Here is a 16,564-nt window from a genome sequence, read left to right as displayed (position 1 = left end):
GCAGTAAATAACTAAATAATTAACCAAAAATTATAGAAAAATGAAATTAACGAAATTACTTATTTTTTGTTTTTCATCAATACTATTCTCAGTTTATGCACAAGCGCAAGATATTGTAGTGAACGGAATAGTCAATGATGAAACAGGAATGCCAATTCCAGGAGCATCAATTTTGCTGAAGGGGAGTACTCAATCTACCTCTTCGGATTTTGATGGAAAGTTCCAATTTAAAGCTCCTACTAATGGAATCTTAATGATTAGCTATATTGGATATGCTACGATTGCAGAACCTATTAAAGGTCGATCTTCCATTACTATTAAACTGGTTTCACAATCACAAGATTTAAACGAAGTGGTTGTTGTAGGGTATGGTACTCAAAAGAAAAGTGTTGTTACTGGAGCTATTTCTAGTATCAAGGCGTCAGACCTAGAAGATTTGCCTATTACAAGAGTTGAACAATCCTTGCAAGGTAGAGTTTCAGGTTTAACTATTGCAGCAAACTCTGGACAACCTGGTTCCTCTGCAACAATACGTGTTAGGGGGATTACTACTTTCGGGAATAACGAGCCACTTTGGGTTGTTGACGGAGTTGTGGTAGATTCTGGAGGAATAGGTTATTTAAATCAATCGGATATTGCTTCTATAGAAGTTTTAAAAGATGCCGCTTCTCAAGCAATTTATGGTGCGAGGGCTGCAACAGGTGTGATTTTAGTAACTACTAAAAAAGGTAAATCTGGAAAGGTTAGTGTGAATTATAACGGTTACACCGGTATATCTGCTCCAGCCAGGAAATTAGATTTGTTAAATGCAACGCAATATGCAACGTTAATGAACGAAGCTTCTGTAGCGGGTGGTGGTGCAATTAAGTTTGCAGACCCAGCTTCATATGGTACTGGTACAGATTGGCAATCGGCTATTTTTAACAATAGTGCTAAACGTGTTGGTCATGAATTAAGCTTAAGCGGTGGAAATGAGGTTTCAACGTTCTATCTTTCATTTGGTCTTTTGGATCAAGAAGGAATTGTTGCTACTGATATTTCTAATTATATTAGAAAAAACATTAGGTTAAATTCTACACATAAAATAACTAAGAAAATTACTTTTGGTCAAACATTAGGTTATTCTAGAGAGAAAAGTGTTGGAGTTGGAAATACCAATAGTGAGTTCGGCGGAGTCTTAAGTTCTGCAATTAATTTAGATCCTCTAACACCAATCGTTGAAACAGATCCTATTCTTGCTAATCAATCTCCTTATACAAATAGCGGTGCTATTAGAGATGCTAATGGGAATCCTTACGGTATTTCATCTAATGTAGGTCAAGAAATGTCTAATCCATTGGCATATATTCAAACGAAATTAGGCAATTACGGTTGGTCTGATAATTTTGTGGGAAATGCTTATTTAGAAGTGGAACCTATAAGTGGTTTAAAAATACGTACGACTCTTGGTGGGAAATTAGCGTATTGGGGTAGCGAAAGTTTTACTCCTGAATCATACTTAAATGCTTCAAGTATTGTTGCTAGAAATAATATATATAGAAGTACTAATACTGGATTTGGTTGGAATATTGAAAATATTGCGTCCTATTCTAGACTTATTAATAGTCATAATTTTAGTGTTTTAATAGGTCAAGGTACTTATGTTGATAATATTACAAGCGGTAGTGGAGTGACCTATTATGACATTCCTGTAACTAATTATAAAGACGCTTCATTTAATTATAGTGTAGCTACTGATCAAGTTACCGCTTTTGCGTACACGGGATCAGAACATATTGTAACCTCTTTATTTTCAAGATTAAATTATGATTATAAGGAAAAATACTTAGTGACAGGTATTATCCGTAGAGACGGTTCTTCAAGATTTGGATCAAACAATAAGTACGGAACTTTTCCATCGTTCTCTTTAGGTTGGGTAGCTTCAAAAGAAGATTTTTGGAAAGAAAACAACGTAATCAGTCAGCTGAAATTTAGAGGAGGTTACGGAGTAACAGGTAATGATGCTATTGGAGATTTTAGATATTTAGCTACAATTGGCGGAGGAAGAAACTACACTATTGGGAATTCAGGTTCTGTAACTATAGGTAATAGTCCTAATGCTCCTTCAAATCCAGATTTAAAATGGGAAGAGACTAGTCAGACTAATATAGGTTTTGATGCCACAATTTTTAATGACTTTAACCTTGCGGTAGATTTATACGATAAAAAAACAACAGGTATTTTGCAAGATGTTATCATACCCGGATATGTGGGTTCAACGGGGAATCCTGTCGGTAACGTTGCTGATATGCAGAATAAAGGTATCGATTTTGAATTGGGGTACCGCAAAACGGTGGGTCAGGTAAATATGTCTATTAACGCTAATGTATCTTATTTAGATAATAAAGTTACGAATTTAGGTAACGGGGTTGATTTCTTATCAGGAGGCCAAACCATTCAGTCTAGTACTTATCCTATTACAAGAGTGCAAGTAGGACAACCATACAATGCCTTTTACGGATTTAAAACAGCAGGTATATTCCAAAATCAAACTGAAGTAAACGCATACACAAATGCTAGTGGAGGATTGATTCAACCTAATGCAGTTCCAGGAGATTTCCGTTGGAAAGATGTAAATGGAGATGGGCAAATCACATCAGATGATAGAGAGTTTTTAGGAAGTCCAATACCTAAATATACTTTTGGTTTTACTATCAATTTAGATTATAAAAATTTCGATCTATTAGTTTTTGCACAAGGTGCTAGTGGTAATAAGATCTTTCAAGGTTTACGTAGGTTAGACATTGGAAATGCTAATTTTCAAACTACTGCATTAGGTCGTTGGACAGGAGAAGGAACTTCAAATACTTTTCCAAGGTTGACTACAGATGACACGAACAAAAACTTTAATAACCCATCTGATTTTTATTTAGAAGACGGTGATTATTTAAGATTTAAAACGGTTCAGTTTGGTTACACATTGCCAAGTGATGTCATTAATAAAGCTGGTTTACAAAAAACAAGAATTTATTTAACAGCTGAGAACTTATTCACTTTCACTAAATATTCTGGATATGATCCTGAAATTGGTGGAGGAGTAATGGGAATTGATAGAGGATTTTATCCACAAGCGAGAACATTCATGCTAGGTGTTAATTTACAATTTTAATAAAAGATATTATTATGAAACTTAAAAATATAAAATTTTCACTTATTGCTTCTGTTGTGATTTTTTCAGCGACATCATGCAGTGAGGAATTTTTAAATGTGGAACCAAAAGGGACGGCATTAGAAGGTAACTATTATACTAACGAAGCAGAAGCTTATTCAGGGCTTGTTGCAGTTTATGACGTTTTAGGGAAGCAATCCAGAGGATTTGAAAATATGATTTGTATGCTAAATGCTGGGTCAGACGATTTTTATGCTGGTGGTGGTGGAGCTACAGATGGCACAGGAATGCAATCTTTTTCAGATTATTCAATAAGTGCAGTGACCATACCTTCTAGTTATTGGAATGATTTTTACCAAGGGATTTTTAGAGCAAATATTTTACTTCAAAAACTACCTACTGTTCCGATGGCAGATGCTGCTAAAGCAAGATTTACTGCGGAGACTAAAGCATTACGTGCTTATTATTACTTTGAGCTAGTTAGAACATTCAAAAATATTCCATTGATCACTGAGCCAATTTCAACTAGTGAGATTTATAACATTACGCAATCAACTTCAGATGTTGTTTATGCTCAAATAGAGAAAGATTTAACGGAAGCATTACCTAATCTACCTACTTCAATCACTGATATAGCTAATGAAGGTGGTCGCTTTTCACAAGGATCAGTGCAGGCATTGTTAGGGAAAGTGTATTTATATGAAGGGAAAAAGACTCAAGCCGCTGCGGCATTGGCTTTAGTTAATGGAACTCCCGGAGGGACAAGCATTTATGGTTATAAATTACTAAGTAAATTTTCAGACTTATGGACTATCAGCAATAAGTTTAATACGGAGTCAATTATAGAAATTACGAGTACTGACAAAAGCAATGCAGATTGGGGTAATTGGGGTTCAGGTTCAGATGAGGGAAATAGTGTTAATGTTATGGTTGGACCAAGAAATTTTTCTAGACCAACTGGTTCTACTGCTCCAGATTATGCTTCGGGCTGGAGTTTTAATACAGTGACTCAAAGTTTGTACGATGTTTTAAAATCTGATCCACGTTTTGATGCTACGATTGTAGATATGAAAGCATTAAAAGCTGCAGGACAAGCAGATTATTCTCCTGGATATAGAGATACAGGCTACTTTTTGAAAAAATTTATGCCATTAACAACGGATGTGTCTACAGGAGGAGGTGCAACTGTTTTGAATTATAAACAAGATGTATATGCGATTCGACTAGCGGATACTTATTTAATGGAAGCAGAGGCACTTGGCGCTACTGGTGCAAGAGCACAAGCATTATTAGATGCTGTAAGAGCAAGAGTAGGTCTAGGTTCAGTACCAGTTTCTATCGATGCAATATTACTAGAGAGAAGAATGGAATTAGCTGGAGAAGGACACCGTTGGTTTGACTTAGTACGTACAGGAAAAGCAGCTTCAGCATTGGCGAGTAAAGGTTTTACAGTTGGTAAAAATGAAATCTGGCCTATTCCTTTGAAAGAATTGGAAAACACAAAAATTGTACAAAACCCTAATTATAACTAAGCGCTAAAACATATAATTATGAAATTAAATATCGTTTTAAAAAGAAGTATTTACCTAATGTTTGCTATGGCAACATTAGGGTCGCTGACTAGTTGCCAGCCCGACACTATAGGAGAAGGAAACGGATTAACGGATACTAATGTAGATGCAACATTTACAATTACTCCAGTTGCAGGAAAAACAAATACTTATCAATTAAGTGCTCAAACGCAAAGTGTAATTTCCTCAAAATGGGATATAGGTGACGGCTTGTATATAGGGAAAATGGATGAAGAAATTTCATTACCAGATGCAGGAACTTACCAAATAAAGCACGTTGCAATAGGAAGAGGTGGTGCAGAAAACACAACTACGCAAGAAATTGTGGTTGCTACTTCCGACCCTTTAAAAGGGAATTTAGTACAAGGCGGTACTTTTGCAGATGCAACTGACCATGCTAAATGGACTGTCATGAATTTAAGCCCGTCAGGTGCGGCAAAATGGACTTTTAAGACTGGTAGTGCTACTATAAATTCTAATGGCGGCTGGAGTCAAGAGGCGATTTATCAAGCTATAGACGTAGTGAAAGATAAAGAGTATAAAATTGATATGCTAGTTTCTTCACAAAATGGTTCTGATGAAACTTGGTTTGAAGTATATGCAGGAACGACAGTACCTGTGCTAGGGGTTGAATATAAAGACAATAAAGTTATGGGGTTAAGTACTTGGGACGGATGTGCTAAAGCTGCTTTTTCCGGAAAATTATCCGTGGTAGGTTGTGTGAAAAATGACTCTGGGTCTATTTCAAACGTAGTTAAATTTAGTCAAACAGGAAAGATATATCTAGTAATTAGAAGTGGCGGAAATGTCTTTACTAGCAGTGGAATTACGATTGCAAAAGTAGAGTTGAGAGGGGTTTAATAGAACTTTAAAAAAGAGGCTATTTCGTGTTGAAATAGTCTCTTTTTATAAAAAAAGGAGTAAAAACTATTTGAATTAGAGGTAGTAATATAGGTACCTATAAAGAGTTTTAATTCGTGGTTTTAATAAATTAAAATTATATCACAATGAGAAAATTTATATTGTTTTTAAGCCTAATCAGTCTTTTTTCGTGCAGTAGTAGTAACACAGATCCTGAAGTGATAGTCGTAACACCATCGAACCTGTCAGTTTCTGCAACGGTTGTAGGTGCTGATGCTCAAAATCCTAACGGTGATGGCAGTGGAACTGTAAATTTTACAATTACGGCAACCAATGCGACATCGTATAAAATTTTACTAGGTAATGGAGTGACTAAAGAACTAACAGATGGGAACCTTGCTTATACTTATTCAACAGCTGGTACAAATACCTATGTGATATATGTGTCTGCATACAATTCTGGAAAATTTGTTTCTACTTCAATTACAATAAAAGTTTTAGTAGGCACATCATTGGTTTGGTCAGATGAATTTAATGTGGATGGAGCTCCTGATGGCACTAAATGGAATTTTCAAACCTGGGATCCAGGTTATGTTAATGACGAACTTCAATCTTATACCAGCCGTGCAAAGAATATAAAAGTTGAAGGTGGCGTTTTGAAAATCACAGCATTTAGAGAAGATTATGGTAAAGGGAAGTTTACTTCTGGAAGAATAGAAAGCAATGGAAAATTTGAATTTACTTATGGTACAATTGTGGTAAGAGCAAAAGTGCCTACTGGAGTTGGGACATGGCCAGCTGTCTGGATGTTAGGCGGTAATATTGGTAGTGTAGGATGGCCAGCTTGTGGAGAGATAGATATTTTAGAATCTGTGGGAAAAAATTTAAATCAAAATCACTCTTCGTTGCATTCGCCAGGAAGATCAGGAAATACACCTGATACAGGAATTATAAAAGTCCCTAATAGTAATACAGAATTTCATATTTATAAAGCAAATTGGACTGCTACTGATATTAAGTTTTATGTTGATGATGTCTTGTATTATACTTTTCAGAATTCGGATAAATTCCCATTCAATAAGAACTTCTATCTAATAGTAAATTTAGCCATGGGAGGCGTTTGGGGAGGGGATGTTGATCCAAATTTCACATCTTCTACATTTGAAATTGATTACATAAGAGTTTATAATTAGTTTATTGTTTTTGGTTAGTAGATTCTTCATCAAGAGTTTCTATTCAAATTTGGAAAGGAACTCTAATGAAGAATTAATTAATAGTATAGAAAATGAATTGTATCAAAAAAGTAATTATTCCAATAATTTTCATGTTAGTGAGTGTTGTTTCTAATGCGCAATCATTAAAAGTAATGACGTACAATATCCGTTTGAATGTAGCTACCGATGGAGAGAATAATTGGAATCTGAGGGCAGCTTTTTTTACATCTCAAATACAATTTTATGTTCCTGACATTTTTGGAATTCAAGAAGCATTGCCTAATCAAGTTTTGGATATTTCTAATGCACTGCCTTCCTACAATCACATTGGGTTAGGTAGGGAAGAAAATGGGCTAGGAGAGTCTTCAAACATTTTTTATAATAAAAATAGATTAGAGATTAAAAAGAGTAGCACTTTCTGGCTTTCTGATACTCCAGAAAAAGTTTCAAAGGGTTGGGATGCAGCTTATAATAGAGTTTGTACCTACGCTTTATTTAAAGATGTAAAAACAAAACAATTGTTTTGGGTTTTCAATACACATTTAGACCACATTGGGGAAGTAGCTAGGAACAAAGGGCTAAGTCTTATCATGACTCGAATTGCTCAACTCAATACTAAAAAGTATCCAGTAATTTTCATGGGAGATTTGAATTCTGAACCTACCGAAAATAGAATTATAGGATTAAAAAATACAATGGATGACTCCAGAGAAATAACTAAAGAAAAGCCTTTTGGACCTTTAGGAACATTCAATAATTTTAAGCACAACGAAGCAGTCAACAAAAGGATTGATTATATTTTTCTTTCTAAGAACAGTATTTTTAAAGTAAAAAAGTACGCGGTTTTAAGTGATTCAAAAGATTTAAAATATCCATCAGACCATCTGCCTGTTTATGTAGAAATAGACTTTTAAATAAAAACATGAAAACTATAAAAAATACTATGAAAGCTTTCTTTTTATTAATCGTTTCGGTGATGATTTCAAAATGCTCACCGTCTAGTGATACCGTTAGTCCTACACCAACTAATCCCACGCCTGTAACGGTTACTAACGAGGTTGATTTTTGGTTGACCAAAGGGAATCAAAGCAGTATGCTCCAAAAACAAACAGGAGTTTTAGCTTTCAATACGACTTATAACACCTATCCTAATATAACAGTTGATGAAGCGCAAACTTTCCAAACAGTAGATGGATTTGGATATACCTTGACAGGAGGAAGTGCTCAGGCAATTAATCAATTAAATGCGAGCAAAAGAAAAGAGTTATTAGAGGAATTATTTGGTACAAGTAGCACTTCTATTTCAATTAGCTATTTAAGATTAAGTATAGGAGCATCTGACTTAAATGCAACGGCATTTACTTATGACGATATGCCCGTTGGACAAACAGATCTAAATCTGACTAATTTTAGTTTAGCTCCTGATAAGACGGATTTAATCCCTATGCTTAAAGAAATCATTGCAATCAATCCTGCTATTAAAATTATGGCAGTGCCATGGTCTCCGCCAGTTTGGATGAAGGATAATGGTAGTTTTATAGGCGGTAGTTTGCAGCCACAGTATTATAGTGTATATGCAAAGTATTTTGTAAAATATATTGAGAAAATGAAAGAAGAGGGAATAACTATTGACGCTATTACTCCTCAAAACGAACCGTTACATCCTGGAAATAATCCTAGCTTATTGATGTTAGCGGCACAACAAGCTGATTTCATTAAAAATCATTTAGGGCCTGCTTTTAAAGCGGTAAACAGTAAAGTAAAAATCGTAGTATATGACCATAACTGTGATAAGCCTGAATATCCTATTGCTATTTTGAATGATAGTGGTGCAAACTCGTATGTTGATGGTTCAGCATTTCATTTATATGCTGGGGATATTAGCGCGCTGTCGACTGTTCATAATGCTTTTCCAAATAAGAATGTTTATTTCACGGAGCAGTATACTTCCTCATCAGGGAGCTTTGATGGAGATTTAAAGTGGCATGTTAAGAATGTTATTATTGGATCAATGCGGAACTGGAGTAAAACAGCCTTAGAGTGGAATTTAGCAAATAATAGTTCTTTTGGTCCACATACTCAAGGAGGTTGTGATTCTTGTAAAGGAGCTTTAACAATAAATAGTAGTGAGAGTTTTTCTAGAAATGTGGCCTACTATATTATAGCGCACGCTTCAAAGTTTGTTCCTGATGGATCAATAAGAATAGCTAGTAATACTGTAGGTAATTTAAATAATGTGGCGTTTAAAACTACTGCAGGTAAGAAAGTTCTAGTACTAGAAAATGATGGAACTACAAATGAGATTTTTAATATTAAGTATAATGGAAAGTGGATTACTACATCTCTGGACGCAGGAGCAGTAGCAACTTACATTTGGTAAAATAACATAAAAAAGATGATGAAAAAAATTACAACAGCGGCACTTTTAACGGTTACACTTTTTGCTTTTTCGCAACAAAAGAAGCAAGTTAAGACGATACCTTTTTCTATAAATAATAGAACCGTTACAGTTTATACTTCTGCAGATAGCACAGACTTGAGACTAACAAAAACAGATATAAACTTAAAATTCAAAGATTTAAAACAACCGCTTGAAACACAACTTTGCGTTTTTGTAAATCCAAGCAAGACCTTTCAAACCTATTTAGGTATTGGAGGAGCAATCACTGATGCAAGTGCTGAGGTTTTTGCAAAATTATCTAAGGAAAGTCAGGCAGAATTTTTACAAGCTTATTATGATAAGGAAAAAGGAATAGGGTATTCTATTATTAGAACTAATATACACAGTTGTGATTTTAGTTCAGAGAGTTATACTTATGTAGATGAGGGAGATGCTGCTCTAAAAAGCTTTAGCGTTGCGCACGATAAAGAATTTAGAATTCCATTAATTAAAAAAGCAATTGCAACCGCAGGAGGGAAAGCAACTGTTTACGCAAGTCCATGGAGTCCACCCGCTTTCATGAAAGACACGAAGGATATGCTACAAGGAGGTAAGTTATTGCCGGAATTTTATCAATCATGGGCAAATTATTACGTGAAGTTTATCGATAGTTATGCAAAAGAAGGAATTCCAGTATGGGGGCTAACGGTTCAAAACGAACCTATGGCTAAACAAACTTGGGAGTCTTGTATTTATACCGGTGAGGAAGAACGTGATTTTGTTAAGAACTTTTTAGGGCCAACATTGCAAAAAGCAGGACTTGGAGATGTAAAATTGACTGTTTGGGATCACAACAGAGATTTATTATCCCAAAGAGCAAGTGCTGTGCTTGATGACCCCGAAGCTGCAAAATATGTATGGGGTGTTGGATTTCATTGGTATGAAAAATGGAGTGGTGGAGAATCGATGTTTGAAACCGTTGGAAAAGTCCACGAGATGTACCCAGATAAAAATTTACTTTTTACTGAAGGTTGTGTTGAAAGTTTTGATAGCAAAAATTTACAACTTTGGGCAAATGGAGAACGTTATGGAGAATCTATGATTCATGATTTTAATAACGGTACCGTAGGATGGACAGATTGGAATGTACTATTGGATGAAAATGGAGGTCCAAATCATGTGGGTAATTTTTGCTTTTCGCCTATACACGGAGACACAAAAACGGGTAAATTGATCTACACACCTTCTTATTATATGATTGGTCATTTTTCTAAATTCATTGGGAAAGACGCCAAAAGAATTAGTAGTGTTTCTAGTAGAAGTGCATTACAAACAACTGCTTTCTTAAACCAAGACGGTAAAGTAGTAACGATTGTTATGAATAAAACGGATAAAAACTTAACATATAATTTGTGCATTGGTACAAAAGCAACTGAGGTTACTATTCTTCCTCATGCAATTCAAACATTAGTTTTCTAAATTAATTTTCTTGAGTCTGGATTATTTCTCGATACAATTTTTCATTAGTGAAGATGTATCGAGAGTTAACTATGCTCAACAGTTATAACCATGAAATAATTATTACATGAAAAAAATACTAGTAATACTTTTTGTATTTCTTTCGATCTCTGTCTTTTCTCAAGGATTTTTGCATCGAAACGGACAAAATATAGAAGATGGTAAGGGGCAAAATATTGTGCTTAGAGGTTTAGGTATTGGCGGTTTGATGGTGCAGGAAGGATATATGTTAAAGACATCGGCTTTTGCAGGTCCACAGCGTGAAATTAAGCAAAAAATTACTGATTTAATTGGAACTGAAAATACAACTGAATTCTACAATGCTTACAAAGAAAATGGATTGACAAAGCGAGATATAGATTCACTTGCTGCCTGGGGATTTAATTCTATTCGATTGCCCATGCATTATAATCTTTACACTTTGCCTATTGAGCAAGAGACTGTTTTGGGAAAACAAACCTGGCTGGAAGAAGGTTTTAAAAGAACTGACGAATTGCTAAGCTGGTGTGCTGCAAACAAAATATACTTGATTCTAGATTTACATGCGACTCCTGGAGGTCAAGGAAAAGATGCTAATATATCAGATTACGATCCATCTAAACCATCGCTTTGGGAAAGTACAATTAATCAGGATAAAATGGTTGCGTTGTGGGAAAAATTAGCAGCTCGTTACAAAGACAATCCGTGGATAGGAGGATATGATATTATTAATGAACCCAATTGGAATTTTTCTGGAACGAATCAAAACGGCTGTGATGAAAAGCTAAATGCCCCTTTGAGAGCCTTGCAATTAAGAATTACAAAAGCAATCAGGGCTATCGATACGAACCATTTAGTTATTATTGAAGGGAATTGCTGGGGAAATAATTACAATGGAATTTTTCCGTTGTGGGATGATAATATGGCATTGAGTTTCCATAAGTATTGGAATAAAAATGATGTAGGTTCGATTCAAACGATGTTGAACTATAGAGCACAATTTAATGTCCCAATTTGGATGGGAGAAGGAGGAGAGAACTCTAATGTTTGGTTCCAGGAAGCTATTTCTTTATTAGAATCAAACAATATAGGTTGGGCCTTTTGGCCAATGAAAAAAGTAGAAAATACTGCAGGAGTTACCTCAGTAAATAAGCCAGCGACTTATGATGCGCTTTTGGAATATTGGGAAAAGGGTGGGGAGAAACCTACTGTGGCTTCCGCCAAAGCGACCTTAATGGAATTAGCGAATAATTATAAGTTAGAAAACACTGTGATTAAGTATGATGTTATTGATGCGATGTTCAGACAAGTACACACTACAGATACTAAGAAATATTCGACGCACATTGTACCTGGAAAAATATTTGCCACCGATTATGATTTAGGTCAAAATGGGTATGCCTATTTTGATACTGATGTGATCAATTATGACGGAACTAAATTTACCAAATGGAATAAGGGGGGTGTTATGAGAAATGATGGCGTCGACATTGAAGTTTGTAACGATGAAATCACTAATGGTTTTGATGTGACTTTTATTGAAGATGGAGAATGGTTACAATACACAATTGATCTGGACAAAGCTCAAACTTTTGACATTGCGATTCGATTCTCCAGTAAAAAAGCGGGTGGTAAATTGTTCTTAGAAGATGAAAAAGGAAACAAATTGTCACAAACGATCTCAATTCCTGGATCTGGAGCAGTAGCTAAATGGGATACAGTTGTACTAAAGAGCGTTACTTTGAAGCAAGGGATTAATAAAGTGAGAGTACACTTTATAAAGGGAGATTTTAATTTTAATTATTTAGAATTTATAAAAACAAAGTAAGCTAATTAATCAATTGGTCAGGCATTCGCTTTTAAAAAGTAATTTTTAGCCAAGTCCTGAAGCGTGGGGATGTCAAATTGAGAAGAAAAAAATTAGTTACCAGAACTAAATTTGTGCCGACTTTCTTTTAATTTTTTTGCAGAAAGTTAAAAGCGGAGAGCTCAAAAAGGATAAAGGGTGTAAGACAATATTAATAATTGAAGAAATGAAAAAAATAACAACACTATTGTTTTTAGCAGTAACGGCATTAGGTATTGCTCAGCAAAAAACAATTGATCAAAAGGTAAATGCTTTACTAAAGCAAATGACAATTGAGGAAAAAATAGGACAGCTCAATCAATATACTGGAGACAATCAAGCTACAGGTCCTATTACTATAAATGCAAATAAAGAGAAAGACATTAAGGACGGTCACGTAGGTTCGATGTTGAATGTCATTGGGACAAAATACACGAGACAATATCAGGAATTAGCAATGCAGTCTAGGTTAAAAATTCCTTTGCTGTTTGGTCAAGATGTGATTCATGGCTTTAAAACTACTTTCCCTATTCCTTTGGGTGAAGCGGCAAGTTGGGATTTAGATGCTATGGAACTTTCTGCTAGGATTGCTGCAACTGAAGCGGCTGCTAGCGGAATTCATTGGACTTTTGCACCTATGGTCGATATTGGTCGTGATCCTCGTTGGGGTCGTGTAATGGAGGGGGCTGGTGAGGATACTTATTTAGGTTCTCAAATTGCCGCTGTTCGAGTAAAAGGTATTCAAGGGAAATTAGGAGACGTCAATTCGGTTATGGCTTGTGTTAAACATTTTGCTGCTTATGGCGCTGCTGTTGGCGGGCGAGATTATAATTCAGTTGATATGAGTCCGAGAATGCTTTGGGAAACCTATTTACCTCCTTTTAAAGCGGCCTTAGATGCTGGAGCGGCTACATTTATGAATTCATTTAATGATTTAAATGGGATTCCGGCAACGGGGAATAAATACTTGCAAAGAGATATTTTAAAAGGGAAATGGAATTTTCAAGGTTTTGTAGTTTCTGATTGGGGTTCTATAAGTGAAATGGAAAGCCATGGTTATGTGAAAAATAAGAAAGAAGCCGCCTTAGCTGCTATACTTGCCGGAAGCGATATGGATATGGAAGGGAATGCCTATCGTTATCATTTAGCCGAATTAGTGAAGGAAAATAAGGTGCCAATTGCGCTGATTGATGACGCCGTAAAAAGAATTTTGCGTAAAAAATTCGAATTAGGATTGTTTGAGGATCCTTATAAATTTTCAAATGTAGCTCGTGAAGAAAAAGAGCTAAATAACCCAGAGCATAGAAAAGCGGCAAGGGATATTGCGGCAAAAAGTATCGTTTTATTAAAAAACGAAAATAGTATTTTACCCTTATCTAAAACAACTAAAACAATTGCTTTTATTGGACCATTGGTAAAAGAACATAAGCAAAACATGGGCTTTTGGGCAGTCGAATTACCCAGTTTAGATTATGACAAAGAGGTAGTTTCTCAATGGGAAGGCATGAAAAATAAAGTAAGTAAAAACACCAAATTACTCTACGCTAAAGGTTGTGAAATAGAAGGAGATAATAAGGATGGTTTTGCTGAGGCAGTTGCTGTAGCAAAACAAGCAGATGTGGTTGTACTAAGTATTGGCGAAAGCTGGAATTTGAGTGGAGAGGCTAAAAGTCGCAGCAATATCCACTTGCCAGGAGTGCAAGAAGAACTTGTTAAAGCTGTTCAAGCAACAGGTAAGCCAGTAGTGGTGTTAATTAATGCAGGGAGACCACTTATTTTTAACTGGACTGCTGATAATGTTCCGGCTGTAGTTTATACGTGGTGGTTAGGTACTGAAGCAGGTAACGCTATTGCTGATGTGCTATTTGGAGATTACAATCCTTCGGGGAAGTTGCCTATGAGTTTTCCAAGAGAAGAGGGTCAAATTCCTATTTACTATAATCATTTTAATACAGGAAGACCTGCGCCAATTGAAACGGCGACTAATTATGTATCTGCGTACATTGATTTAAAAAATAGTTCTAAGTTTCCTTTTGGTTACGGATTGAGTTATACAACTTTCGAATATTCTAATTTAAAACTTTCGAAAAATAAAATAAAAGACAGTGAAACAATTGAAGTTACTTTAAACTTAAAAAACTCAGGAAAAGTTGCTGGAGAAGAAGTGGTTCAGTTGTACCTAAGAGACAAAGTGGGTTCAGTGGTGAGACCGATAATTGAGCTAAAAGATTTTCAGAAAATAAAATTGAATGCAGGAGAAACAAAAGAATTGAAGTTTAGGATTGGCAAAGAAAAGTTGTCATTCTATAATAATGAATTAGAATGGGGAACTGAACCTGGTGATTTTGATTTGATGATTGGTGCCTCTTCTGAAGATATCCGTTTGAGAGATAGTTTTGAATTATTAAAATAACACACTAAAACTTAAACCAACTATTAATTATGAATTCGGAAAATTCACAAACAAAATGGGGACAATTTATCCCTTTAGCCATAGTATTCTTCTTTTGGGGATTTGTAGCTGCCAGTAATGATATTTTAATACCCGTATTTAAAAAAGCATTTGATTTGTCACAAGGGGAGAGCCAGTTGGTTTCTTTGGCATTTTACATTGCTTATACAGTAGGCTCTCTAATCTATATGGGAATTTCTCTTTTAATAAAACAAGATATCGTCAATAAGATTGGGTATAAAAATGGATTGTCCTTAGGATTGGCTATTTCTGCACTGGGAACATTGCTGTTTTATCCTGCGGCTAACATGGGTTCTTTTCCATTAATGTTATCTGGCTTGTTCATTGTTGCCTTGGGTTTCTCTTTACAACAAACTGTTGCAAATCCACTGGCAATCGCTTTAGGTCCATTAGCCACGGGATCGCAACGTTTAACAATGGCAGGAGGGATTAATAATCTTGGAACTACCATTGGTCCTCTGATTGTGAGTTTTGCTATTTTTGGAACAAATGTAGCGGGCAGCACTGAGATGAGTATTGAAAGTGTGAAAATCCCCTATTTAGTATTGGGATTGGCTTTTCTAATTGTAGCAATCTTATTGAAATTTTCGTCACTTCCAGAAAAACCAAGAGCAATATTAGAAGTGATAGATGAAGCGGCTGTTTCAAAAAAATCAGCCTTGCAATACCCTCAATTGGTTTTAGGGATGGTAGCCATTTTTGTATATGTTGGTGTTGAGGTATCTACTGCCAGTAATTTACCGGCCTATATGGAAAAACATTTAGGGTTTTTGACTCAAGATGTAGCTCCTTATATTTCTTTGTATTGGGCGAGTTTGATGATTGGTCGCTGGACTGGAGCTGTTGAAGCGTTTACTAATGATATGAGTCTGCGAAGAGTACTGCGTTTCTTGGCTCCTTATTTGGCTTTTGGTGTGTTCTTAGCTGTAAATGCTATTGCTAAACATGATTTGACTCCGTTCTATATTTATGGATTAGTTATTTTGGTGTTAATTGCCGCTGACATTGCTAGTAAGGGAAATCCTGCCAGAATGCTGCTTATTTTTTCGTCCTTAGGAATAGTGGCGCTTTTAATAGGAATGGGTACAAGCGGAATGGTTAGTGTATATGCTTTCACTAGTGTTGGTTTATTCTGTAGTACGCTTTGGCCTTGTATCTTTACATTGGCGGTAAGCGGGTTAGGAAAGCACACGAGTCAAGGGAGTAGTTTCTTAATCATGATGATTATGGGTGGTGGAATTGTAAGTTGGTTGCAAGGATCCATTTCAGAAGTTATCGGTATCCAAAACAGTTATATTGTAGGCGTTTTATGTTTTAGCTATTTGGTTTTTTATGCTTGGAAAGTTAGTGGTATTCTTAAAAGTCAAGGAATTAATTTTGACACCAAAATAGCTGGAGGGCATTAGAGAGTCAAGGCTTTGGTTCCTGAAAAGAAAGTATAAAAAAACTCCATTAGAAATAATGGAGTTTTTTTATGAGTGATAGTGAATTATCGGATCAAGTCTAAATGTTGTGGGGAAATATTAAATTTCGATATTTGTGTTTATAAAATATGTCTCAATGCAAGATTCCTA

General features: G+C 35.5%; 10 protein-coding genes. All 10 read left to right on the top strand.

Annotated features, from left to right (window positions below; translation table 11 throughout):
• The first annotated feature begins 40 nt into the window (after positions 1-40).
• The 10 genes from QO182_RS17835 (at position 41) to QO182_RS17790 (ending at position 16,396) form a co-directional block, all read left to right on the top strand.
• Positions 41-3,148 (top strand): SusC/RagA family TonB-linked outer membrane protein, encoded by a 3,108-nt coding sequence (locus tag QO182_RS17835; RefSeq protein ID WP_371542816.1) that lies wholly within the window; start codon positions 41-43, stop codon positions 3,146-3,148.
• 14 nt (positions 3,149-3,162) lie between these two features.
• Positions 3,163-4,680 (top strand): RagB/SusD family nutrient uptake outer membrane protein, encoded by a 1,518-nt coding sequence (locus QO182_RS17830; protein WP_371542814.1) that lies wholly within the window; start codon positions 3,163-3,165, stop codon positions 4,678-4,680.
• 18 nt (positions 4,681-4,698) lie between these two features.
• Positions 4,699-5,580 carry a hypothetical protein gene (locus tag QO182_RS17825; protein WP_371563181.1) on the top strand — a complete coding sequence of 294 codons (882 nt, stop codon included), beginning with the start codon at positions 4,699-4,701 and terminating at the stop codon, positions 5,578-5,580.
• 146 nt (positions 5,581-5,726) lie between these two features.
• Entirely contained in the window at positions 5,727-6,773 is a 1,047-nt protein-coding gene (locus tag QO182_RS17820; protein ID WP_371563179.1) for a glycoside hydrolase family 16 protein, read from the top strand.
• Positions 6,774-6,865: 92 nt separating this feature from the next.
• Positions 6,866-7,708, top strand: a complete 843-nt coding sequence (locus tag QO182_RS17815) for an endonuclease/exonuclease/phosphatase family protein (RefSeq protein WP_371563177.1) — start codon at positions 6,866-6,868, stop codon at positions 7,706-7,708.
• Between the two features lie 8 nt (positions 7,709-7,716).
• Positions 7,717-9,174, top strand: coding sequence for a glycoside hydrolase family 30 beta sandwich domain-containing protein (locus QO182_RS17810; RefSeq protein ID WP_371563175.1), 1,458 nt, complete (start codon positions 7,717-7,719; stop codon positions 9,172-9,174).
• Positions 9,175-9,192: 18 nt separating this feature from the next.
• Entirely contained in the window at positions 9,193-10,653 is a 1,461-nt protein-coding gene (locus QO182_RS17805) for a glycoside hydrolase family 30 beta sandwich domain-containing protein (protein ID WP_371563209.1), read from the top strand.
• A gap of 106 nt (positions 10,654-10,759) precedes the next feature.
• Positions 10,760-12,499, top strand: a complete 1,740-nt coding sequence (locus QO182_RS17800; protein ID WP_371563174.1) for a cellulase family glycosylhydrolase — start codon at positions 10,760-10,762, stop codon at positions 12,497-12,499.
• Between the two features lie 205 nt (positions 12,500-12,704).
• Positions 12,705-14,930, top strand: a complete 2,226-nt coding sequence (gene bglX / locus QO182_RS17795; protein ID WP_371563172.1) for a beta-glucosidase BglX — start codon at positions 12,705-12,707, stop codon at positions 14,928-14,930.
• 29 nt (positions 14,931-14,959) lie between these two features.
• Positions 14,960-16,396 (top strand): MFS transporter, encoded by a 1,437-nt coding sequence (locus QO182_RS17790; protein WP_371563169.1) that lies wholly within the window; start codon positions 14,960-14,962, stop codon positions 16,394-16,396.
• Positions 16,397-16,564: the final 168 nt, after the last annotated feature.

Source organism: Flavobacterium sp. Arc2, assembly GCF_041431385.1.
In the GTDB taxonomy this organism is placed as follows: domain Bacteria; phylum Bacteroidota; class Bacteroidia; order Flavobacteriales; family Flavobacteriaceae; genus Flavobacterium.
This window is presented reverse-complemented; position numbering and strand designations above follow the sequence as displayed.

Coding starts and splice junctions, on each gene's coding strand:
- QO182_RS17810 (WP_371563175.1), top strand. CDS start 7,717: ATGAAAACTATAAAAAATACTATGAAAGCTTTCTTTTTATTAATCGTT.
- QO182_RS17800 (WP_371563174.1), top strand. CDS start 10,760: ATGAAAAAAATACTAGTAATACTTTTTGTATTTCTTTCGATCTCTGTC.
- QO182_RS17805 (WP_371563209.1), top strand. CDS start 9,193: ATGAAAAAAATTACAACAGCGGCACTTTTAACGGTTACACTTTTTGCT.
- QO182_RS17820 (WP_371563179.1), top strand. CDS start 5,727: ATGAGAAAATTTATATTGTTTTTAAGCCTAATCAGTCTTTTTTCGTGC.
- bglX (WP_371563172.1), top strand. CDS start 12,705: ATGAAAAAAATAACAACACTATTGTTTTTAGCAGTAACGGCATTAGGT.
- QO182_RS17830 (WP_371542814.1), top strand. CDS start 3,163: ATGAAACTTAAAAATATAAAATTTTCACTTATTGCTTCTGTTGTGATT.
- QO182_RS17825 (WP_371563181.1), top strand. CDS start 4,699: ATGAAATTAAATATCGTTTTAAAAAGAAGTATTTACCTAATGTTTGCT.
- QO182_RS17835 (WP_371542816.1), top strand. CDS start 41: ATGAAATTAACGAAATTACTTATTTTTTGTTTTTCATCAATACTATTC.
- QO182_RS17815 (WP_371563177.1), top strand. CDS start 6,866: ATGAATTGTATCAAAAAAGTAATTATTCCAATAATTTTCATGTTAGTG.
- QO182_RS17790 (WP_371563169.1), top strand. CDS start 14,960: ATGAATTCGGAAAATTCACAAACAAAATGGGGACAATTTATCCCTTTA.